22 protein-coding genes are annotated in these 21,377 nt (G+C 53.1%); 4 read left to right on the forward strand and 18 right to left on the reverse strand.

From position 1 onward, the window contains the following. The first annotated feature begins 4 nt into the window (after positions 1-4). Entirely contained in the window at positions 5-1,072 is a 1,068-nt protein-coding gene (locus FHT67_RS17875; RefSeq protein WP_132307904.1) for an NAD(P)/FAD-dependent oxidoreductase, read from the forward strand. Here the strand turns inward: FHT67_RS17875 and FHT67_RS17880 are convergent. Beyond that, the gene (locus FHT67_RS17880) at positions 1,069-1,305 is read right to left on the reverse strand and encodes a YuzB family protein (protein WP_208403340.1); all 237 of its coding nucleotides are present in this window, start codon (positions 1,303-1,305) and stop codon (positions 1,069-1,071) included. The genes FHT67_RS17875 and FHT67_RS17880 overlap by 4 nt on opposite strands. A gap of 87 nt (positions 1,306-1,392) precedes the next feature. Here FHT67_RS17880 and FHT67_RS17885 point away from each other — a divergent pair, with 87 nt between their 5' ends. Beyond that, a complete protein-coding gene (locus FHT67_RS17885) occupies positions 1,393-1,635 on the forward strand; it encodes a NifU family protein (RefSeq protein ID WP_015846404.1) in 243 nt (80 codons plus the stop codon). Positions 1,636-1,686: 51 nt separating this feature from the next. On the opposite strand, the gene FHT67_RS17890 is transcribed toward FHT67_RS17885, so the two are convergent. The 17 genes from FHT67_RS17890 to FHT67_RS17970 all read right to left on the reverse strand — a co-directional run bounded on the left by FHT67_RS17890 (position 1,687) and on the right by FHT67_RS17970 (position 19,598). Continuing rightward, on the reverse strand, positions 1,687-2,457 hold the full coding sequence (locus FHT67_RS17890; protein ID WP_243867325.1) for an SDR family oxidoreductase: 771 nt from the start codon (positions 2,455-2,457) through the stop codon (positions 1,687-1,689). Positions 2,458-2,490: 33 nt separating this feature from the next. Continuing rightward, the gene (locus FHT67_RS17895) at positions 2,491-3,198 is read right to left on the reverse strand and encodes a Cthe_2314 family HEPN domain-containing protein (protein ID WP_167200404.1); all 708 of its coding nucleotides are present in this window, start codon (positions 3,196-3,198) and stop codon (positions 2,491-2,493) included. A 26-nt stretch (positions 3,199-3,224) separates the two neighbouring features. Further along, positions 3,225-4,991: a UbiD family decarboxylase gene (locus tag FHT67_RS17900; RefSeq protein WP_167200406.1), complete on the reverse strand. Its 1,767-nt coding sequence runs from the start codon at positions 4,989-4,991 to the stop codon at positions 3,225-3,227. Then, the gene (locus FHT67_RS17905) at positions 4,988-5,920 is read right to left on the reverse strand and encodes a COX15/CtaA family protein (protein ID WP_132307914.1); all 933 of its coding nucleotides are present in this window, start codon (positions 5,918-5,920) and stop codon (positions 4,988-4,990) included. Before FHT67_RS17905 ends, FHT67_RS17900 begins: the two co-directional genes overlap by 4 nt. Positions 5,921-6,092: 172 nt before the next feature. Then, a complete protein-coding gene (locus tag FHT67_RS17910) occupies positions 6,093-6,443 on the reverse strand; it encodes a thioredoxin family protein (protein WP_132307916.1) in 351 nt (116 codons plus the stop codon). Between the two features lie 31 nt (positions 6,444-6,474). After that, complete coding sequence (locus FHT67_RS17915; protein WP_167200409.1) at positions 6,475-8,052, reverse strand: copper amine oxidase N-terminal domain-containing protein; 1,578 nt, start codon at positions 8,050-8,052, stop codon at positions 6,475-6,477. 107 nt (positions 8,053-8,159) lie between these two features. Then, the gene (locus FHT67_RS17920; RefSeq protein WP_167200412.1) at positions 8,160-9,806 is read right to left on the reverse strand and encodes a putative polysaccharide biosynthesis protein; all 1,647 of its coding nucleotides are present in this window, start codon (positions 9,804-9,806) and stop codon (positions 8,160-8,162) included. 39 nt (positions 9,807-9,845) lie between these two features. Then, positions 9,846-10,571, reverse strand: coding sequence for a ThuA domain-containing protein (locus tag FHT67_RS17925; protein WP_015846412.1), 726 nt, complete (start codon positions 10,569-10,571; stop codon positions 9,846-9,848). A 13-nt stretch (positions 10,572-10,584) separates the two neighbouring features. After that, positions 10,585-11,070: a DUF456 domain-containing protein gene (locus FHT67_RS17930; RefSeq protein WP_132307922.1), complete on the reverse strand. Its 486-nt coding sequence runs from the start codon at positions 11,068-11,070 to the stop codon at positions 10,585-10,587. Between the two features lie 7 nt (positions 11,071-11,077). Beyond that, complete coding sequence (locus FHT67_RS17935) at positions 11,078-11,830, reverse strand: Cof-type HAD-IIB family hydrolase (RefSeq protein ID WP_132307924.1); 753 nt, start codon at positions 11,828-11,830, stop codon at positions 11,078-11,080. Between the two features lie 188 nt (positions 11,831-12,018). Further along, a complete protein-coding gene (locus FHT67_RS17940) occupies positions 12,019-12,891 on the reverse strand; it encodes a metal ABC transporter permease (protein WP_167200415.1) in 873 nt (290 codons plus the stop codon). Continuing rightward, complete coding sequence (locus FHT67_RS17945) at positions 12,888-13,844, reverse strand: metal ABC transporter permease (RefSeq protein WP_132307928.1); 957 nt, start codon at positions 13,842-13,844, stop codon at positions 12,888-12,890. Before FHT67_RS17945 ends, FHT67_RS17940 begins: the two co-directional genes overlap by 4 nt. 10 nt (positions 13,845-13,854) lie before the next feature. Continuing rightward, positions 13,855-14,667, reverse strand: coding sequence for a metal ABC transporter ATP-binding protein (locus FHT67_RS17950; RefSeq protein WP_132307930.1), 813 nt, complete (start codon positions 14,665-14,667; stop codon positions 13,855-13,857). A gap of 23 nt (positions 14,668-14,690) precedes the next feature. Further along, entirely contained in the window at positions 14,691-15,656 is a 966-nt protein-coding gene (locus FHT67_RS17955; RefSeq protein ID WP_167200418.1) for a metal ABC transporter solute-binding protein, Zn/Mn family, read from the reverse strand. A 202-nt stretch (positions 15,657-15,858) separates the two neighbouring features. Then, positions 15,859-17,910: a peptidoglycan D,D-transpeptidase FtsI family protein gene (locus tag FHT67_RS17960; RefSeq protein WP_167200421.1), complete on the reverse strand. Its 2,052-nt coding sequence runs from the start codon at positions 17,908-17,910 to the stop codon at positions 15,859-15,861. Between the two features lie 27 nt (positions 17,911-17,937). Then, a complete protein-coding gene (locus FHT67_RS17965) occupies positions 17,938-19,086 on the reverse strand; it encodes a transglutaminase domain-containing protein (protein WP_167200424.1) in 1,149 nt (382 codons plus the stop codon). A 53-nt stretch (positions 19,087-19,139) separates the two neighbouring features. Further along, a complete protein-coding gene (locus FHT67_RS17970) occupies positions 19,140-19,598 on the reverse strand; it encodes a hypothetical protein (RefSeq protein WP_167200427.1) in 459 nt (152 codons plus the stop codon). A gap of 242 nt (positions 19,599-19,840) precedes the next feature. Here FHT67_RS17970 and FHT67_RS17975 point away from each other — a divergent pair, with 242 nt between their 5' ends. Continuing rightward, complete coding sequence (locus tag FHT67_RS17975) at positions 19,841-21,001, forward strand: MFS transporter (protein ID WP_132307938.1); 1,161 nt, start codon at positions 19,841-19,843, stop codon at positions 20,999-21,001. A gap of 146 nt (positions 21,002-21,147) precedes the next feature. Continuing rightward, positions 21,148-21,279 carry a dihydroorotate dehydrogenase gene (locus FHT67_RS17980; RefSeq protein WP_132307940.1) on the forward strand — a complete coding sequence of 44 codons (132 nt, stop codon included), beginning with the start codon at positions 21,148-21,150 and terminating at the stop codon, positions 21,277-21,279. The last annotated feature ends 98 nt before the right edge of the window (positions 21,280-21,377 follow it).

A 21,377-nucleotide genomic window follows, 5' to 3' on the forward strand; every position in this document is an offset into this window, starting at 1 on the left:
TCATATGAGAAAATTTGTTATTTTGGGCGGCGGTTACGGCGGCCAGGCTATCGCGGCGGACGTGATCGAGAAACAGCTGCCAATCGACGTGGAAGTCATCCTCGTAGACCGCATGCCTTATCAAGGCCTTAAAACAGAGTATTACGCGCTTGCGGCCGGAACGGTTTCGGATATGGAGATCCGCGTGAAATTCCCGCAGGATCCGCGTCTGACAACCCGATTTGGGGAAGTTGTAGATATTGACCTGGATAAAAAGCTTGTTTACCTGGAAGGTCAGGATCCAATCGATTACGAATGGCTCGTAATTGGACTTGGCTGTACGGATAATTACCACGGCATCGAAGGCGCGGAAGAGTTCTCGACCAGCATTCAAACCCTTTCGAATGCGCGCAAAACTTACCAGCTGCTGAACGATGTGAAGCCTTATGGCCAAGTATCGATCATTGGCGGCGGTCTTAGCGGCGTAGAAGTGGCTGCGGAGCTGCGCGAAGCGCGATCCGACCTGAACATCCGCATCATTGACCGCGGACCAAGCGTCATGTCGGCCTTCCCTGGACCGCTGCAGAAGTTTGTGGCTTCCTGGTTCAGAGAGCATGAAGTGGAGATGCTCAGCCACATATCGTTATGCCGGCTTGAGCAAGGCGCTCTGCATGACTCGAACTCGAATCAAACGATTCTAACCGACGTTACGGTATGGACAGCCGGCATTCAGCCGATCGAAATCGTACAGCGCATGAATCTGCCGAAGGACAAACAAGGCCGGCTTATCATCAATGAATACCATCAGCTGCCGGACTATACCGATGTCTTTGTATGCGGCGACTGCGCATCGCTGCCGTTCTCCCCTAGCGGGCAAGCGGCCGGCGCGCAAGGCAAACAAATTGCGGAAGTTATTCATGCCATCTGGAACAACAAAACGCCTAAGCTTGGCAAACTCAAGCTGAAGGGCGTTATGGGTTCCCTTGGCAAGAAGAGCGGCTTTGGCCTCATGGGCAACACGCCTATGATGGGTAAAATTCCGCGTTTGATCAAGAGCGGCATACTCTGGAAATCGAAACGCCACTTCGGTTAATTTTGCTTGGCGCTGATGGTTTCACGAATACGGCGGTCTAGATCCTCTATGGATTCGGCAGCGATAATCCTGCCGTCAACTAACGCGAATGGCTTCAAATAACATTCTCCGCAGTTGCCGAGACAGCCGTATTCGACCACCTTCAGCCGTTCGTCTTGTTCAAGCTGCTTCATAATGCTTTCCGTTCCGTGATGCATGTTGCCGTTGCAGAACTCGATAAGCGGTTTTGACAATTTTTTGATCACCTGGCCTTAACGGTTGATATCCATTTTCATTCCTCGCACTTTGTACTATAATAGGGGAGAAAGGAGATGATTGCAATGAGTCAAGCACAAGATACAATGTACGACGAAGTATTGGACGTACTGGATAAATTGCGTCCGTTCCTGCAACGCGACGGCGGTGACGTTGAACTGGTAGACGTAGAGGACGGCATCGTTAAACTTCGTCTGATGGGTGCATGCGGAAGCTGCCCAAGTTCGACAATTACACTGAAAGCCGGTATCGAGCGCGCGCTGCTCGAGGAAGTTGAAGGCGTACAGGAAGTTGTTCAGGTATTCTAAAATGCAAGAGTCTTGCCCGCTTCAAGCTGGCAAGACTCTTTTTTTTGTTCCTTATAACCCGATAATATTCGATCGAATCGCATCAAATCCGCCGGTTACGTTAATGATGCTGCCGGTCAAATAATCCGATCTCGACTGGCAAAGGAAGCCAATCACTCTCGCGATATCTTCCCCGGTTCCCGGTCTTCCGACCGGCGACTCGAATTCCTTCTCGCAAGCCGCCTCGTCAATCGTCCGTTCCTTGTTCAAGCCCCGGATATCGCCGGGCGCAATCATGTTGACGGTAATGCCGGAAGGCGCCTCTTCGACCGCGAGCGACTTGGTGAAGGAGACGAGACCCGTCTTCGCCGCGGCGTAAACGGCCCTATGAGGCCACGCTCTGGCTTCGTCCGCGTGTCCGAAGCCCAGATGGATAATGCGCCCCCAGCCCCTCTTGCGCATGCCCGGAAGCAGCTTATGGTCCAGCAGCATCACGCCAAGCAAATTGCCATTTAACAATTGAATGATAGCGTCTTCATTATAATCCGCAAACAAGCGCCGCTCGCGTATAAACGGGCCCGCGTTGTTCACTAGGATATCGATGCCGCCATTCCAGGCTTCCGCTTCGGCTGCCAGCTGCGCTACCCCTGCCGGAACGGATATATCGCCTTGCATGGCGGTTGCTCTTACGCCAAGCCGCTCAATCTCGCGCTGAAGCTCCAGCGCCTCCTGCCTGCTCCCCAGATAGTTTAACACGATGCTGCAGCCAAGACTTGCGAGCTGCAATGCAGTCCGTTTGCCAAGCCCTTTGGCGCTTCCGGTTACAAGCGCCGTTCTGCCCATCAGCTCCACGCGCATTCCTCCCCGCGATTTAGCCTACCTGGTTCGTATTAGTCCGCAAGCATAGTCAAAGGTTAGGCGTAATGATCCTGTCACCATTTGCAGTCCATGCTGGAGATCGTCCGATTGTGCCTCGATATTTTCTAACTGCACTTCCTGTCCGTACATTTTATGAGCTTGCGCAAGATCATCCTGCATCTCCGTATTCATGTAATGAATTTCGGTGTTGCGGCGCTTCCGCAGCCGTCCCATCGGTTCCTTCAGACTCTCCTTGATGTCGTTCAGCTTCCAAGTCAAATCCGGATGCGCCTTCTTGTCGCGCATATTGCGCAGAACCGTAAAGTAGGAGAAATGCGGCTTTATCTTTTCCGTTTTCAAATCAAGGATGTCATTAAGAAAGATGCTCAGCTTATCCAGCAAGGCAAAAATGCGGATAAACGCGTTTTTGTCAAAATAAACGTAGCGCTGGTAATTGAGCCCTTCCTCCTCCGACATCTGGCTGACGGAAGGGGACTTGATCTTCTCCTTAAACCGCCTGGCCGCGTAGCAGCTTTGCTCGATTTCGTTCAAGGAAGCGACTAAGCCCTTCGTCCACACTTCGTACGTACGGAGCTTGTGGTCGTTGTCCTTGCCCGCTTCGATCTTCTCATGAAGAATGGCGATATACTGATTCATCAGCTGTAACGTTTCCGCAAGGCGGCCTTGCGGCTCTCTTTCCGGTTCATCAAATAGAAAACGCAGCATCGGCCATCCCCGCCTCTCTTCGCAACTTAGGATTTGAAGTACTCGTTCCATCTGCTGTCAACCAGCTTGGTAATATCCTCGCGCGCGAACAGCTCTGCCGGATAGCCCGGCTTCATTCTCGCATCGATAACGATCGGCAGCTTGTAGCCAAAATGATGACGGCGAATTTCGGCATTCGCGTAAATATCATCCGCCGGATTAAACCGCGTGAACACCGTCCACAAGAAGGACGTTTGCCCATGCGCAACGTTTGCATCGTCCGCAAGAATAACAAGCGGCCATTCCGTACCGCGCTCCGACAGCCTTGTCAAGAGACGCTCTGCAAGCTGCGGCTCTGCTTCATAGGATGCGCCGGATACAACGAGACATCCGCGGCAATATACCTGAGCGTTCGTAATTTCATCGATAACGCCCTCTTCATAGCTGGAAGGCAGCTCTCTGACCGGCTTGCCGACGCCAAGCATAACCGCTTTGCTGCCGTGGTTGAATTTACCGCTCGTATAATCCAGCGTATCATGGGAGGTTTCATCGAATACAAACAGATCCGTCTGCGGCTGGAACCGCTCAAGCACGGTCTCAAGCAATACGTCAAACTTAGACAGGTCAATCGGCTGATCAGTCAGCATCAGGAATTTGGTCAAGGTCAGCTGGCCTTGGCCCAAAATACTGAAGGCTGTCGACAGCGCCTCGCGGGAATAGGATTCCCGGACAACGGCTGCGGCAAGCGCGTGTACGCCGGCTTCCGCGTATGCCCAGAGCTCATGCACGCCCGGCATAACCATTGGGAAGGCCGGTGCCAGAAGGCGCTGCAAGTATTCGCCCAGATAGTAATCCTCCTGACGGGGCTTGCCCACAATCGTCGCCGGATAAATCGCATCCTTGCGGTGCCAGACATGATTGACGTTAAAGACCGGGAAATCATGGATAAGCGAGTAATAACCGAAGTGATCGCCAAACGGACCTTCCGGACGGCGGAGATGCGGCGGCACTTGTCCGCTGATGACAAACTCGGCTTCCGCCGGAATGCGGTGCTTGCCGTGCGGGTCGGATACAACCGGCAGCTTGCCGCCTAGGATAAGCGAAGCCATTAAGAGCTCCGGCAAATGCTCCGGAAGCGGCGCAATCGCGGAAGCGATCAAGGCCGGCGGTCCGCCGAGAAAGACGGATACCGGCAGCGCTTCGTTCCGCTGTTCGGCTTCATGATAGTGGAAGCCGCCGCCTTTATGTATTTGCCAGTGCATGCCGGTCGTTGAATCGTCAAAGATTTGCATGCGGTACATCCCTAGATTATGCGCTTTGCGTGATTTTAAGCTCTCCGTATAGACAAGAGGCAACGTAATAAACGGACCGCCGTCCTCCTGCCAGCTTGTTACGCGCGGCAGACCGGCCAGCGGATTCTGACGCTTCAACACTTGCAGAATGGGCGCCGTGCCGCTTGGCACTTCCTTCATGCCTACCTTCATCATGTCCCAGATCAGCTTTTTCTCGCCCCATATCGCTTTTGGCGTTGGCGGCATAATACGGTCCGCAGCGCCAACGATTTGCTTCATGATTTCTTCCGGGCGTGTACCAAACGCGAGGTCAACACGGCGGCTTGTCCCGAACATATTCGTCAGAACGGGAAAAGGACTGCCCTTCACGTTGGTGAAAAGCAGTGCCGGTCCTTCCTCTTCGATAACGCGGCGGTGAATTTCCGCCAGCTCCAAATAAGGATCTACTTGCGCGTCGATAACAAGCAGATCTTTCTCTTTTTTTAATACCTCTACAAATTCACGCAGGTTTTGAAAACTCAAGCGTTCTCCCGTCCTTCCCGCAGCCGCCAGGAACGTATCAGCATATCACACAATATCCCAAACAAGCCCGTTATAATTAAATTATGAAGCAGGTTCGTAAACAGGAACCAGTCATCGTTGCCGATTGTCTCCGTCAGCAGCGCACCGCTCAGAATTTGAGCGATAACGAGAACGAGAGCCCAGCCGGCGGATTTCGTAAGACCTTTGCCTTTGCCGCTGATTTTGCGGACATGGATATATAGACCAATTAGAGCAAGACCAAAAATAAGTGCACCTAAACGATGGATAAAAACAGCTGCCGTCGCGCCTTGAAGCTCAGGCACCACCTCGCCGTTGCATAACGGCCAGCCCAGGCATCCCCCTGCTGACTCGGTATGGCGGATAAACGCGCCGAGATAAACAACGATGTAACAGAAGATGGTTACGGCCAGCATCCGGGGATAAATCGCGCGGGGCACCGTAAATTCCGCGGGCCTGCCGTCTTTTGCGCGATACGACCATACAACGAGCAGCAAGGTAAAGGCAAATGCAATTAAGGAAATGCCGAAATGAATAGCCATAACGGCGTCGGACTGATACCATACGACAGCAGCCGCGCCCATAAGCGCTTGAATGACCGTGAACAGCAGAGCGCCGCTTGCATAGATAAGCGGCTCTTTATAATCCGCGTTGTTTTTCCGGAACAGCAGGTATATGGCAATAAAGGCTGCCACGACGAGCAGTCCTTCAAATCCGGTAATCAGACGATGGGAAAATTCGATTGCGGTTTCCATTGTATACGCAGGAATAAATTTACCGTTGCAAAGCGGCCAATCATCACCGCATCCGCGTCCGGATCCGGTATTCGTAACTAATGCTCCGGCAAGAAGAACAAAAAGCATTCCGATGCACGATGCGAGAGCAAGCGCGCGAAAACGGCCGGTAACCATAATAAAATCACCTTATTTCGGGTTTTGTTGTCACCTCATTATAGCCATTATAGGGGTCAAAAGCCATGTTGAAAATGTGACACTTCCTAGGGTGTGACAGTTCCGTGGCAATGATGCGCGGGCATAAAAAAGTGCGGCTCGGAAGGAGTTCCTGAAGCCGCACGATTGCCATTTATTCATCTTGGGGTAATGCGTCTGCCACCTGCACCGCCCGGTCCAGAAACTGTTCGATTTCCTCCCGCGTCTTGCGCAGCTTGTTCACGTAACGGATCAGCTCTTTGCCGTTACGGAAAGCAATAAAGCTTGGAATGCCAAGAATGTTCAGCTCGGAGCAAAGATCGGGCAATTCGTCCCGGTCGATTTCATGGAACGAGATCTTGCCGCTGTATTGCTGCTCTACGTCCGGCATAAACGGATCGATGTAGTGACAGTCCGGGCACCATGTCGTTTTGAAGACGACCACCGTAACCCCGTCGCCTTGGACGGCTTCCCGGAAGGCTGCGTCCGTTGTCAGTTTGTTCATCGTTGTCATCCTCCCTGCTCTTGCAAATAAATTAATGTACGGCACGCTCGATGACAAAGGTATCGCTGCCCCAGCTGTCATCCCAACGAACTTTCGCTCCAAGCGCGTTCGCGAAATCGCGTCCCGCTACGTACAGGGTGCCGTCAACGGTTTTGGCTACGAACGACCAAGTCGCTGGTTTGCCGTTTACCGTTACGCGGTCAGAGCCTTCCTTCAGGACGATCGTCGTATTGGTCGCCTCGTCATAGACTGTAACATTCTTCGTCTTTTTATCATATTTCACCGAAGCGCCAAGCTGTTCGGCAGTGATGCGCAACGGAATAATGGTTACGTATTTAGGAGTAACAATGGCCGGGTTAAAACGAGAATCGACGGACAGCTCGACCGTCTGCTCTCCAAGGCCCAGCTTATCAAGCAGCGAGTAAGCAGCCGATTGTTTGTCGAACATGCGTAGGAACTGATAGCCCTGCATGGTATCCAGCTGATCGGAATGGATAGCTTGTGCAGGGATTACCGGCGTATCAGCCTCTACCTTGCCGTTAACGTTCCACAGCTCGCTCTCCATACGCAGCGAGAGACCGTCAAGCGGGAACAAGGCTTGATCGCTAGGTTTCAGCGTAACGTCAATAACCTGTTTGCGGATATCCATCTTGCTGTCCACGTAAAGCTCCGCTTTAATCGAGGAGTCATCGTTGAAGATCGCTTTAAGATCCTCTCCGCCCTCTTCTTCCATCGCCTTCAGCTCTTCCTGAAGCGAAACAAGTGTAGCTTCAAGCTCGTCCGTCATTTCCTTCATCATGTCATCCGTGGTTGGCATATCCAGTCCGGTTTGCTCGAGTGGATTCATGCCGATTTCTTCCCAGAACTCCGGATGGCTGCTCATGATCGCCACGATTTCTTTCACGAACGTTTCAAGGCCTTCGCGGTCGCTTGCGAGAACGTCCACGTATTTCTTGATCCATGCCCAGATCTCGGTGCCGCTCATCTCCGCCTTCACATGGAACAGGGATGTGTTAACGCCATTGATAGGCTCTTGAACCGCATTCACCGAGATTTTGTCCGGATTAGGCAGATTGTCGATAAAGAAGGACGTTGCGCTGTCCATCATTTCTTTGCCGATTGCCGTTACCGATTCATCATCCGAGCCTGCAGCCGTTTCGTCAAGCTTAGCCGTACCCAGCATTGAGCCTATGCCGGCTCCCGTCACGTCAAGCACGATTGGAAGCTTCGCGCCTTCCACCTCGATAACCGCGGTGGTATCCGATTGCTTGATCGAGAAGCCAATGCTGACATTATCGCCGAAAATCAGTTTGCCCGCATAGGACGCGTGGCTTGCATCCTGAACCTTTACGTTATCCAACTGTAGCTTCATGTTCGAGAATAATTTCATGAGAGCGATATCTTCTTCAGGCATTCCTTCATACGCTTCTTCGTTCATGAGAAGCTTCAGTTCTACCGACTGCTTGCTTTCCGCAGAGGTCACTTTGAGCGTATTTTTCAATACGGTGTTAAAGTCCACGCCCTGAATCGCCTGACAGCCCGCAACGATGACAAGCGTCAGCGCCAAAATCAGGATGAGCCCCCTCTTGAATCTTTTCAGACTTTTCAATTTACAAATCTCCCTTCACAGCCAGTAGTAGATAGATTAATAGACCTATAACTCTATCTATTGTACCCGAGGTTCAGGGAGGTTGTAAATGTATGGAAATTAAAGAATTAATGTCGTTCTTTCTGCGCCTGCGTGCGTCCCAGCACCTTCAGGAGCAGAACAAACAGCTTACGCAGCGGCCCCGGGAAGGACTTCGCATCCTCCATTGTAACGACGCGGAGCAGCACAAGCAGGAACAGGTATAGGACTCCGATCACGGCGCCGGCCGCGACGGCGGAGACCAGATACGTCAGCTTATCCGGCCAGCTGCCAAGCAGATGCCGGATTCCCACCTCGGTTCCCCATCCTGCCGCCACGGATACAACGATGGTTACCAGGTAAGAAGGCCACCGGCTGCCAAGCACCGTGAACTTCACTTCCCTGCGGATCGCCTCGATATTCATCCATGTCATAACGACAAAGCAGACGCTTGTCGCCATAATAACGCCGTATACGCCATAAATCGGGGCAAGCGCGTAGCTGCACAGGATTTTCAGCCCGATTCCCACAAAAGTATTCATCATCGGGATACGGGCTTTTCCAAGCCCGAACAGAATCGAGTTGCTTGTCATCATCGTAATCTGGAAGATCGTGCCCGCCGTCAGAGCGGCAACGATGCCGTAACCTCTAGGTCCCGTGAAGATAAGTCCCGTAACCGAATACGATGCGGCTGCGAGCGTTAAGGCTGCCGGTACGCCGGTGAACAAGACAATCCGCATAACGAGGGAGGTCTGGCGCTCCACCTCAGCCATATTCCGCAAGGAATAGGCCGATGAAATTACCGGAATGATCGACGTGCTGAGCGCGATGGCCAGAATCGGCGGAATACCCGCAACCGTCTGAGCCTTGAAGCTGAGATCTCGCAATACGAGCAGCGCGTCATGATAGCCGTAATACGATTCCGTTAGACGGACGAATAAGGACGAGTCGAACGTATAAATAATTTGCACGGTCATCGCCGTAATGACAATCGGAATGGACATCGTGAAGATCTCGCGGTAAATGGACCGGAAAGGAATCTTGGCTGCGGCCTTGACCGCTTCGATATCCACCGCCGGCCGGTCTGCGAGGTCGCCCCGGCGCAGCTTTGCCGCATAATACAGCATGACAAGCAAAGCGCCCACGCCGCCAATCACGTTGCCGAACGATGCGGCGGCTGCGCCCCATTTTTCGCCCCAGTCGATCGAGACCACATAATAAGCGAGCGCCACGCCTACGATAACGCGCAGGATTTGCTCCACGATCTGCGACATGCCGCCCGCCATCATGAACTGACGGCCTTGGAAGTAACCACGCATCATCGCGATAATCGGGAAAATTAGCAGCGTTGGCGCAACCGCGCGGATCGCTACTTCCGCGCCTGGCGTCTTGGCGATATGCACGGCATAATACGGAGCCGCAATGTACAAAGCAATCGTCAGGATGATGCCGGTTACGACGCCAAAGAGCAGCGCGGCCTGATAGACCCGTTTCGCTTCATGCTCGCGGCCGAGCGCGTAACGCTCCGATACCATCTTGCTGATGGCGCTCGGAAGACCGCCGGTGGCCACGACTAGCAGCGTCAAGTACACGTTGTTCGCGACAGCGAAATAAAGCCCGCCGTTCTCGGTAAGGATATGGTCCAGCGGAACCCGCTGAAAAATCCCTAAAAACCGGGCAATCAGCGCGGCTGCCGCCAGAATTAACGTACCTTTTATAAGAGAATCTTTTTTCATGTTGTCCTTCTCTTTCTATAATGACTTGCCTGAAGCAGGTTAAGCCTCGCCTTTGATTGGCTCGAGCGGCTGATGGTTGCCGCGAACGGGCTTGCCTGCCTGGGATGGAGCTGCCCACTTCACGCCGTTCTGGATAATTTGCAGCACCTGCGGATGATAGTAGGTCGGATGCGTCTCATGACCCGGACGGAAGTAGAAAATCTTGCCTTGTCCGCGGAAGAAGGTGCAGCCGCTGCGAAACACTTCTCCGCCTTCGAACCAGCTTACGAAGACCAGCTCGTCCGGAGCCGGAATGTCGAAATGCTCGCCGTACATCTCCTCATGGTCGATCGTTACGTATTCCGGAATGCCCGCAGCGATCGGATGGGCCGGATTAACGGTCCAGATCCGTTCTTTCTCGCCGGCTTCGCGCCATTTCAGGTCGCAGCCCGTACCCATCAGCTTTTTGAAAATTTTCGAGAAATGGCCGGAGTGAAGGACAATCAGTCCCATGCCGTCCATTACGCGTTGATGTACCCGCTCCACGATCGCATCGTCTACGCGGTCATGGCCCATATGTCCCCACCAGATCAGAACGTCGGTGTTGTTCAGCTTTTCTTCCGTAAGGCCATGCTCCGGTTCTTCCAGCGTTGCGGTTTGAACCTCGATGCCCTCCGAGCGGATCCCCTCGGCAAGCGCGTTATGAATGCCGCTTGGATACACCGCTTTTACCTCTTCATGCTCCTTCTCGTGCAGAAACTCGTTCCATACCGTTACTTTTACCATTTGCTCCATCTCCTTAGTTGGCCATTAACCAAATAATAAATAACGCAATCATTGCTGCCTGAAGAATGATTTTGACAACGACGCTGGTCAATAACCCGACCAATGAGCCGATGCCGACCTTAAACGATTTCTCGATATTGGAGCCCACCGCGAGTTCCCCGATAACGGCCCCGGCGAACGGCCCAATAATAAGGCCAAAGGCAGGAATAACGAATGGACCTAGTATAAGCCCAATCGTACTGCCGATGATAGAGGCCTTGGAACCCCCGAACCGGTGAACCCCCCACGCGCTGACCGCATGGTCGGCTATAACCAGAACGATGAGGATTAAGGTCTGCACCGTCCAGAACACCCAGCCAAACGGCTGGAACGAGAAGAAAAAGCCATAAACGAAGAAAGCGCCGTATATCGCGAAAACTCCCGGCAGAATCGGCCAGACGGCCCCGGCCATCCCGACTACGAATAAAATGACAACCAGCGACCAGCCTAAAATATCCACTTAGGCATCAACCTTTCAATACATATTGTTTGATGATCTCGGCAACGCCGTTCTCGTTGTTGGTGAGCGTCACCGCGTCAGCCGCATCCTTGACCGCCTGCTGCGCGTTACCCATCGCTACGCCAAGTCCCGCTTCGCGGATCGCCGCAATATCGTTCAAACTGTCTCCCGCCGCAACAACCTGCGACATCTCGATGCCAAGCATGACGCATAATTCGCGCAGCGCGCTGGCCTTCGTGATTCCTTTCGGATTAAGCTCGAGGTTCTCAGTGGAGGAATTCGTAATCTCAAGCGCATCCCACTCGGTAATTTCCTCGAGAATGCGATTGCGGACAACATCATCCTCCGTGTAATAACCAAACTTCAGCCAATGATGGTCCTCATACGTCGTTGACGGGTCGATCCACTTCTCAAGGTTGTAAATGCCCGTTGTCGAGTAAGCCCAGAACCAGGTTCCCGCATGCCTCAGCGCGAGCTCATGCAGCAGCTTGACGTATACCGGGCTCAGCAAGGTGCGTTTGTGCAGCACATGCGGCTTTTGCCAAATCTCGCTGCCGTTGGCCGTAATCATCGGAGTCTCCAGCTTCAGCTGCTCCGCAAACGGAAGCGCCCCGCGGAAGCCCCGGCCCGTGGAAAAGCTGACCGTAATGCCGGCATCCAGCGCCCGTTGAATCCATTCCGCGTTCTCCTCGCTGATCTCGCTCTGGTCATTTAGCAGCGTGCCATCCATGTCGAGTGCGACTAATTTGTAATTCCCCATGCTCGGTATCCTCCTGCCTGTTTCTACTATGCAATATTTTAGCACAGATTAGGGAGATTCCAAATGAAGCGTTTGATATTGTTTTAAACGTTGGGACAAGCCCGAAGGGTTCAACGAATTGGATCGTTAGTCCATAAAAAAATCCCCTTCCTCGGTTGCCGAAAGAAAGGGGAGCAATGCTTAATTTATTAAGCCGCAAGCTTGCGAAGGCGGAGCTTCTTGGCTACGATGCCATGCGAAGGCGAGAACAGGAAGGCCAGCGCGAACAGCACGGCTGCCGCGCATACGATGCAGCCTGCAATGGAAGCATCTAGCATGACGGCGGCACCGTAACCGCCAAAGACGCTTAGCATGCCGACGCCTACGCTGAGTACGATCATCCGGCCCAGCCGGTCGGTCAGCAGATAGGCGGTTGCCGCCGGGATGATCAGCATCCCGACAACGAGAATGGCCCCTACGCTTTCGAACGAGCTGACGGTAGCCATCGACACCATTCCCATCAAGAGGTAATGGAACAGCGCTACCGGAATGCCGCAGGCCGCGGCCAGCGCCGGGTCGAAGGAGCAAAGCTTGAACTGCTTATAGAACAAGCCGATTACCGTCACAATTACGATCAGCGTTACGCCAAGCAGCCATACCGCTTTGGGTCCAAGATCCACGCCGTTTACGATCCAGGTGTTCCAGTGCACATAAGCGATTTCGCCGTAAAGAATCGCATCCTGGTCCAGATGGACCTGCCGCGCGAACAGGCTGACCAGGAGGACTCCAATCGCGAACAGAGCGGTAAATACGACTCCGATCGAGGCGTCTGCCTGTACGCCTTTGTTCTGAAAGAGCTGAATGAGGAAGACGGCAAACAAGCCGCAGGCCATAGCGGCAACCATCATAAGCAGCGAATCCCGCGAGCCGCTTAGCAGGAAAGCGATAACGATACCCGGCATGACGGAATGGCTGATGGCGTCGCCGATCATGGCCATTTTGCGCAAAACAAGAAAAGCGCCCAATATCCCGCTGCAGCTTGCCACCAGCATCCCGGTTAACAGAATCCAGAAGTCGCTCATAACGACGCCTCCTTGTTCAAGCGATCATCCACGGAAGCAGTCGCCGCCTGCTCCTCATAGCCATAGCCAAGCGACCGCTTCATTCTTTGCTGCACCATTCTCCGGACAAGAATCCCCCGCTTGGTGCCGAACAATAGCGATAGCGCAAACAGCAGGGTTGCCGCAAGCACCGTAAGCGGACCGGTCGGCAGGCTGTCTCCCGTCGAGCTGACGATCGCTCCCGAAGCCCCGCTAATCGCGCCGAACAGGCCGGATACGACCACCATGACGCCAAGCCGGTCCGTCCAATACCTGGCGGATACCGCCGGCGTAATGATCAAGGAAGCAACCAGAATGACTCCCACAGCTTGGATGCCTACGACTACCGCTACAACCATAAGGAACATAAGCAGCTGTTCCAGCAGCGCGACGGGATAGCCGATTCCTTTCGCGAACCCAGGGTCAAAAGACACCAGCTTGAACTGTTTGAATAAGAAGTAACAGATCGTCACCAGCAGGAGACTCACGATCGACAGAGTTAGAACATCCGAGCCTACCATTGAAGCCGCCTGGCCGAACAAAAATTTATCGAGCCCCGCCTGATTGCCGTAGCCGCCATGCTGGACAAGGGTCAACAAGACAATGCCAAGGCCGAAGAAAGAGGATAATACGATACCCATCGCCGCATCGTGCTTAATGCGCGAATGCCGCGTAATCCAGCCGATCCCGAAGGTTGCCGCAACCCCGGCAAGGCCCGCTCCGATCAGAAAGTACAAGATGGACTTGGTACCGGTCAGCATAAAAGCAATACAGATACCCGGAAGGGCGGCATGCGCGAGCGTATCGCCCATCAGGCTTTGCTTCCGCAGGTAGGAGAAGCAGCCGATAATGCCGCTGCTCAGCCCCAGAAGCGTGCAGCTGATCAGAATCCACTGCATGTTCGGATCCTGGAGAAGCGTCCATAACGTATTCATATCCGTTCACTCACCCTTTCGCGCTGTCCGTCTTCGCCAGGCTGTTTCTGTCCAGGAACGCTAGTCGGCCGCCATACGTGCGCTGCAGCAATTCCTGATTAAACACCTCTTTTGTCTTGCCGTACGCAACGAGCTCTACATTCAGCAAAAGGACGGAATCAAAATATTCTTCTACCGTCGCAAGGTCATGATGGACGACAATAACGGTCTTTCCCTGCCGCTTCAGCTCCTGCAGCAGCGTAATGATAGCCTTCTCCGTAGCGGCATCCACACCGGCGAACGGTTCATCCATAAAGTACAGGCTTGCATCCTGGGCTAGCGCGCGGGCGAGAAATACCCGCTGCTGCTGCCCGCCGGACAGCTGGCTGATCTGGCGGGAGGCAAAGTCCGCCATGCCAACCTTGGCCAGACATTCCATTGCAATCGCACGCTCCTTCGCACCCGGGCGTCCGAATAAGCCAAGATGTCCGTACCTGCCCATCATAACGACATCCAGCGCATTGGTCGGGAAATCCCAATCGACGGATTCGCGCTGCGGCACATAGCCAACCAGCTTGCGCTGCTGTTTATAAGGCTTGCCGTATACGAGCACCTCTCCGCCAAGTCGGGGAATAAGACCAAGCGCAGCCTTCATCATCGTTGATTTGCCGGCGCCGTTAGGGCCGATAACTCCAATCAGCTCCCCTTCCGTTACGGTGAAGGAGACGCCGCGCAATACCGGCTTTTTCTGATAGGCCGCGCTAAGCCCTCTTATCGTTAATGGAGGTGCGGCATCCTCCCGCTCCCTTACGGATAATGCAGGCTGTACTTGTGCTTCTGACATGAACAACACTCCCTTTCCTTCGTTTATCTCAACGCCTGAACAACGGTGTCCACGTTATGTCTGACCATCCCGATGTACGTTCCTTCCACGGTACCGGCTTCCCCCATCGCATCGGAGAAAAGCTCGCCGCCAATCGTTACCTCGTGTCCCATCGAACGCGCGCCTTGGATGACGGACTCAATCGCTTTCTTTGGCACGCTGGACTCGATAAAGACCGCTTTGATCTTGTTCTCCACCAAAAAATCGCGCAAGGAGCTGACATCCTTCGAGCCATACTCCGACATGGTGTTCATTCCTTGCAGCCCCGTGACCTCAAGTCCATATTCGTCGCCAAAATAACCAAACGCGTCATGGGCGGTCACGAGTATCCTTCTCTCCTCCGGAATCGATTGAATTTGCTCGGTAACGTAACGGTCCAGCTCCTCCAGCTTCCCGATATATGCAGCAGCCCGTGCTTGGTACCCCTCCGCATGAACCGGATCCTTTTCCGCGAGACTGTCCCGGATCACCTCCGCCGCCGAAATCCACATTTTCACGTTAAACCAGATATGAGGGTCATGCGCTTGGCTGCCTCCGCCCGGGAACGACCGCAGCTCCGATTCCGGTATGCGAGACGAGATCGCTACGGTAGGCTTACGCTTCTCCAGCTTCTCGAACATCTCCGCCATTTTCCCTTCCAGATGCAGCCCGTTATAAAAAATAATGTCCGCCCGGTCAAGCTTCTTCACGTCGCCATAGGACGCCTTATACAAATGCGGGTCAACGCCCGAGCCCATCAGTCCGGTAACCACGACATCCTCTCCGCCTATTTCCCGGGCCGCGTCGGCAATCATGCCGGTTGTAGCCGTTACCTTCAATTTTCCCTTGCCCGCATATCCGTCGTGCTCCCCGATCCCGCAGGCCGTTACCAGTAAAGCACTTACCGCCAAAAATAACAGGGTCATTATAAACCGCTTTATCGCGGAGTTTGGCTTTTTCGAAAACCGCATACCCTTTCCCCCATCCTTGAGTTTTACCCGTGTTTTGACTGGACGAACATTAGTTAGCTCAACGCCTCTTTGTTTATACTATTCAAAAGTGTTTCACTGATGCAACATTTCTTACGAAATTTGTCTATATAAAGTTTCAAAAAAAAGCTGCTCCCGAAGATTCTTTTTCGAATCTCCGGAAACAGCTTCACAGCGCTTCTTATTATTGGGCTGTACCCGTTGTACCGTTAGTACCGGTATTTGCCGTATTGTTCGCTTGGTCCTTCAGCTTGCCCGGCGTGCCGTTCAAGCCAACCTCGTAATCGTAAGCATCGAAAATTTTCCGTGCGATTGGAGCCGCGCCCCAGCCGCCAAACTCGCCGTCCGGAATAACAACCGCTACGGCCAGCTTCGGATTTTCCCTTGGCGCATAAGCGATAAATACCGCATTATCCGCACGGCGGCCGGCTACGTCAGACTGTGCCGTACCTGTTTTCCTCTCGTACGTGTACGTTACGCCATCAAAGCCTTGAACGTTAACCCGTGACATGCCGTCCTCGATTTCGTTCCAATAAGCTTCGGGGAACTCGACCGTGTTCAGTACTTCCGGCTTAAACGTCTGAACCACATTGCCGTCCGCGTCTTTAATCTGGTTGACGAATTGCGGCTTCATCCGCTTGCCGTGGTTTGCGAGCATGGACGCGTATTGCACGAGCTGCAGCGGCGTGTAACGCGCTTGCTGGCCAAACGCCGCCCGCACAAGAGCGGACTGGGAACTGGCCGTTTGCTGCTCGTGGTAGTAGTCGATCGTGCCTTTGGATTCGCCTCTTAGACCGCTGCCGGTCAAGACGCCAAGCCCAAATTGCTTCATGTAATTATCCCACACGTCGACGCCTTTTTTGCCGTATTTCTCATAAAGATTGTTGCCTACCATCTTCGCCATAAACGGGTTGGAGGAATGGGCAATCGCCGATGCCGGGTCCAGCAAGCCGTAAGCATGGTTCGAGGCGTTGCCGATCCGTACTTCATGGCCTTTGGCGCCAAAGAAGTAAGCGCCGTTATCGTAATACGTGCTTGTCGTCGTAAACAGCTTCTCATTCAAACCGATCAGAATGGACAGCGGCTTCATCGTCGAGCCGGGAGGTACCAAGGACGACGGATGCTGATTCCGTTCTTTTTCGGTTTCGTAATGAGGGAATACCTCTCTAATCGTCCCGTTGTTTAGAACAGAAGAGAAGTTTTTATAGTCTTCGTTGCTGATCTTGCCGCCCGCCCAAATATTCGGGTCGTAATCCGGCATGCTCGCCATTGCGACGACTTTACCGGTGTTTACTTCCATCGCGACGGCGAAGCCGATCTTCGCGTATTCGGCACGCTCTGCTTTATTGGTCGACGTGCTGATTTTCTTAATCTGGTCGACAATTGCCTGCTCCGTCGTTAATTGCACGTTGCGGTTGATCGTCAGGTACAGGTCATCGCCCTTTTTCGGGTTGGTAATCTGTACGGGACCTATGATCCGCTCAGCGTTATTAACCGGATAAGTTTTCAGACCGTTTTTGCCGCGCAAAATATCCTGGTACATATATTCAAGGCCGTCAAAACCAACGTCCTCGTCATCCAGATATTGAAGCTGCGGATCCTCTTCGTTCCCTTTATCCTTGTAGAAATCGAGCGTATCGCGGACGCCTCTGAATTTTTTCAAATAGCCGACCAATTGCACAGCTACCGAATCATTCGTATAATTGCGCACGCTTTCCTCAACGATATCGATCCCTTTGAATTCCGACTTGTGTTCGCTAAAGTAAGCGATCTCCTGCTCCGTTAAGCCGGTTTTTATCCGCCGAGGGGTAGAAATCGTGTTCCGCCGGAAATCCAAGTCCATCTGACGGATAATATCCTCGACCGTCATTTGTTTTTCAGGAGTCTTATCGCCTTTATCTTTAAAAACGGCAGCCAGCTTTGCCGCTATGGCTTCCGCGTCCCCGTCCTTGAAATCGGGCGAAATCGTGAAATAGAGCGATTGCGTTGATGTCGAATAGGCAATCGGATTGCCGGACGAATCGTAAATATTGCCGCGGATCGGAGCGATTTTCACGCTTCTGGTGCTCTTCTGGCTGCCTTGCGCACTCAGCTTCGGGCCTTCGACGAACTGCAAGATAGCAAGCTGAATAATAAGAACGCTAAATAGTCCAAATACGATAAAGAAGAAAAAGTTCAAACGAAACGAGAAATGACGCCGATTCGTTATTTCCCGTTTCTGCGGATCATCATGCAACCTGTTCACCTCTTGTCCAATTCTAACTTAAACGGCCCGGATATGAGTCTTGTCGAAATCAACCGGGTTAAACCAATCGCCGGAGGATGCCCATGTCGCATCAAGCGGAATCCAGGCACTGCCTACCTTCACTTCGTTCCAGGCATGCGGCCCGGAGCCTCCGCGCCCGTCAAGCCCCGTGCCGGTAACGACCTTCACGTCCAGGCCCGACGCACGCGCCATCACGGCGTACAGCCTGGCTACGTCGATGCATACGCCTTTGCGCGTTGCAAACGTCTCCTCCGGATTCTGTTCCTTCCATACTCCGTTGTCTACATAATTATTAGCCTTGTCCCAGTCATATGCGATTCGGCTGCCGAGCCAGTCATACAAAGCCCTTGCCTTTTCTTCCTCGCTTTTCTTGTCCTTCGTAATCTGCAGGGCTGCCTGCTCAATATCCGACGGGATATTGTAATCGATTATCTCGTATTTGCGCTGCAGCACATTCTGGAACTCTTCCTGCACGGCTTCCGCCAGAACGGGCCCGCGTCCGGCCAGCATATCTCCGGCAACCGGCTCAAGAACATCCGATGCCTTCATGTATAACGGAGATTGCTGAATCAATCCGGACCAGAGGCCGTTAGGAGCCAGCGAGACATAAATAAACAAAGCGGCTACGAATACGAATGCCCGCCCCGCTCCGTGAACCGTGCCGAAAACCGCACCAGCCGCGCGGCTTGCCGCTCCTCCACCCGGAAGACGCTCCATGCTCTCGTGTCTGCCGCGCTGCTGTCTGCCGGCAAACAAAGTCTCCAGCAGCGGCGCAAGAAAGGAAGCGGCCAGCCGTAGCAGCAAATACGAGAGCAAAAACAGGATGCCGTACCGGAGCAGGGCGAAATCGCGCAGGCTTGTTATAAACGTATACCAAGCTTGGGAGGTTGCACCCATTTCCTTCTGCGGCACGGTTACATGCCCGCTGAGCCAATCCGCTGCGAGCGGAGACAAGCTGCCCGCGATTTTCCCGGCCAGCACAAGACACACGATTAACAGAATGCCGTCCCATACAAAAAAGAAAAGGCGCCTCGCTGAACCCGACGCGCCTCTTCTCATTCCTTGCAGCAGCGAAACCAGCAGAAGGAGAAGAACGATAAGCGAGACCGGTTCCCAGGCCGTCCCTGCGCGAATCCATTCCATCATCTTTTGCCCCTCCTTGCCTCTACCTGCATTGCGTTGTTGTATTTGTTCTCTATCTATACTTTACCATTGGCCTTCGCTTGATAGATAAGCGCCTGAATGGTTGAATCTATTTTCATCGTACCAACCGATTTGCCGCGGAATTTTACGTTCACTTCACCGGAGCCGGGAACACCTGTCAATTCCAGATTCTCGGTTTTCACGGTAAAGGTTCCGTCGGAATTCGAGGTAAACGTTGCTTTATCCACTTCTCCCGCCATGGCCGATACGGCTTCCTGCTTCAGGCTGTCGATCGCCTGCGTGCCAATCGATTTCACGTCATCCAGCGTATATCCGCTGTAAGCGACAATACCGACAACAATGACGAGCACCAGTGCCCATTTCACGAAGGTCTTAACGACTCGGATAATAAAGAGCAGTACAACCAGAGCAATGACAAGCACCAGCCAATGATCCTGCAGGAACGTGCTCCATGCATCCCAATCGTAGCCGGAAAAATCAAAGTAATTTTTCAACAAACAATCCCTCCCAAAAAGAATTATCTACACAAGCAGGCGGGATTTTGCTTACACTGTGGTAATTTCTCAGTTCGTAAGCATTAGCCCTATTATAACTCGCGCAATGTCCTATTATCAAACATTATAACCCACCCAGAATATGCCGTAAACGTAAGGCTCATATCCGCGCCGAAAGACATATCCTGTCCATCTTTCACGTACAAGTAAATTAAGAGGATATGCAAGGAGGAACATGGCCGTTGAAAACCGCAATCTGGCTTTATCTATTTCTGTTCGTCGCTTTCTTTGATCTGCATGCGCAGTACCCGATCCTTACGCCCTTCGCCATCTCACTTGGCGCGGCACCCTCCTTCATCGGACTGATGATGGGCATGTACTCCATCACCCACCTGCCGGGCAATATTATGGCCGGATACGGGGTTGACCGGTTCGGAAGCAGATTGTTTATCGTATTCAGCCTGATGGGCGCGGGCGTTGTGCTGTTGTTTCAATCCAAAGTAACCGATCCGTGGCAGCTGCTGGTGCTCCGCTCGATCAGCGGATTCGTGCTGGCCTTTCTGTCTCCCGCCTGTCTTGCCCTGCTGGCCCGTATCTCAAGCGACGTAACCAAGCAAGGCAAGTTTATGGCCGGCAACGGACTGGTGCATACGCTGGCCACGGTTGTCTCTCCGGCAGCCGGCGCGTATCTGGTTGCCAGAATCGGGTTCACAACCGCTTTTTATCTACTCGGCTGGGTGCTCATTATTACCGCGGTCTGCGCCTTGTTTTTCATCCGGGATATTAAGGCCGCGCCTGCCGCCCAGGTTGAGCCCGCGCCAAGCAGTGCGAAGCCTGTTCTGAACGAAGGGACTCCCATCCCTTGGCTGGTGTTCCTTCTGCCGGTTGCCATGAGCTGCGCGCAAGGCATCCTCTCGTTCGAGCTGCCGCTGATGGCGACGTCCTCGGAGGGCATGATGGAGACCGGCATTCTGTTCTCCGTCGTCAGCATCGGCGCGTTGATTACGCTCAGCATGCTTTTCTTAAATAAGCTTTCATCTTATTACCGGACCTTGTGGGGGGCGCTTGGACTAGCTCTCGTTTACTTTACGATCGCTGCCCAACCCCCGCTGCCCTTCTTTATGCTACTGCTATTTGTCGGAATGGCCAAGGGCATCGTTCTTCCGGCTATCTCAACCCTGCTTATCGAGCTTAGCGGCGGCGCCAAGTACGGCCGTACCTTCTCGGTTCTTTCCATCGCCTACTCGGTTGGCGCCTTCCTTGGACCAATGCTTGCCGGCCATCTGCGGGACAATCTGTCCCCTTACTATCTTGCCTTTCTTGGACTGATGATTGGCGTCTGCGTATTGCCCTTTCACCGCAGAAAAACTACGCTCACACCCATTTTTCCCAAGTCTAGGTGAATGCACAAGGCCATTCGCTCACCCGGGCATATAATGCACTATGTCAGGTGGCCACGAAGGACGGATGTTCCGGAAGGACGGCTGCTCCGGAAGGAACATTACCCGGTCGACATGACGTTGAAGCTTGCTAGAGAGGGGTGACTTAGATGTCTGAAATTCATGTTTCACCTTTAAACGATCATCGCGGTGGCGGCTTTAACAATGTGGGGTCCATCCTCGTATTGTTCATCCTGCTCGTTATCATCGTTTGCACGATTTGCGGCGGCGGATTATACTAAGAAACTCTTTTATGAATATGAAAAGGGACGGAGCCCAACTGGCACCGTCCCTTTTTCCATTAACAATCTTTTTCTTGCCCGCGGCCGGCGAATATCGC

Source organism: Paenibacillus sp. BK720 (genome assembly GCF_011761545.1).
In the GTDB taxonomy this organism is placed as follows: domain Bacteria; phylum Bacillota; class Bacilli; order Paenibacillales; family Paenibacillaceae; genus Pristimantibacillus.

Excerpts from the sequence above, each read along its gene's own strand:
- FHT67_RS17875 (WP_132307904.1), top strand. The coding sequence starts at position 5 with ATGAGAAAATTTGTTATTTTGGGCGGCGGTTACGGCGGCCAGGCTATC.
- FHT67_RS17920 (WP_167200412.1), bottom strand. The coding sequence starts at position 9,806 with ATGAAAAAAGATTCTCTTATAAAAGGTACGTTAATTCTGGCGGCAGCC.
- FHT67_RS17980 (WP_132307940.1), top strand. The coding sequence starts at position 21,148 with ATGTCTGAAATTCATGTTTCACCTTTAAACGATCATCGCGGTGGCGGC.
- FHT67_RS17890 (WP_243867325.1), bottom strand. The coding sequence starts at position 2,457 with ATGGGCAGAACGGCGCTTGTAACCGGAAGCGCCAAAGGGCTTGGCAAA.
- FHT67_RS17950 (WP_132307930.1), bottom strand. The coding sequence starts at position 14,667 with ATGTCAGAAGCACAAGTACAGCCTGCATTATCCGTAAGGGAGCGGGAG.
- FHT67_RS17940 (WP_167200415.1), bottom strand. The coding sequence starts at position 12,891 with ATGAGCGACTTCTGGATTCTGTTAACCGGGATGCTGGTGGCAAGCTGC.
- FHT67_RS17925 (WP_015846412.1), bottom strand. The coding sequence starts at position 10,571 with ATGGTAAAAGTAACGGTATGGAACGAGTTTCTGCACGAGAAGGAGCAT.
- FHT67_RS17965 (WP_167200424.1), bottom strand. The coding sequence starts at position 19,086 with ATGATGGAATGGATTCGCGCAGGGACGGCCTGGGAACCGGTCTCGCTT.
- FHT67_RS17910 (WP_132307916.1), bottom strand. The coding sequence starts at position 6,443 with ATGAACAAACTGACAACGGACGCAGCCTTCCGGGAAGCCGTCCAAGGC.
- FHT67_RS17955 (WP_167200418.1), bottom strand. The coding sequence starts at position 15,656 with ATGCGGTTTTCGAAAAAGCCAAACTCCGCGATAAAGCGGTTTATAATG.
- FHT67_RS17945 (WP_132307928.1), bottom strand. The coding sequence starts at position 13,844 with ATGAATACGTTATGGACGCTTCTCCAGGATCCGAACATGCAGTGGATT.
- FHT67_RS17885 (WP_015846404.1), top strand. The coding sequence starts at position 1,393 with ATGAGTCAAGCACAAGATACAATGTACGACGAAGTATTGGACGTACTG.
- FHT67_RS17935 (WP_132307924.1), bottom strand. The coding sequence starts at position 11,830 with ATGGGGAATTACAAATTAGTCGCACTCGACATGGATGGCACGCTGCTA.
- FHT67_RS17905 (WP_132307914.1), bottom strand. The coding sequence starts at position 5,920 with ATGGTTACCGGCCGTTTTCGCGCGCTTGCTCTCGCATCGTGCATCGGA.
- FHT67_RS17895 (WP_167200404.1), bottom strand. The coding sequence starts at position 3,198 with ATGCTGCGTTTTCTATTTGATGAACCGGAAAGAGAGCCGCAAGGCCGC.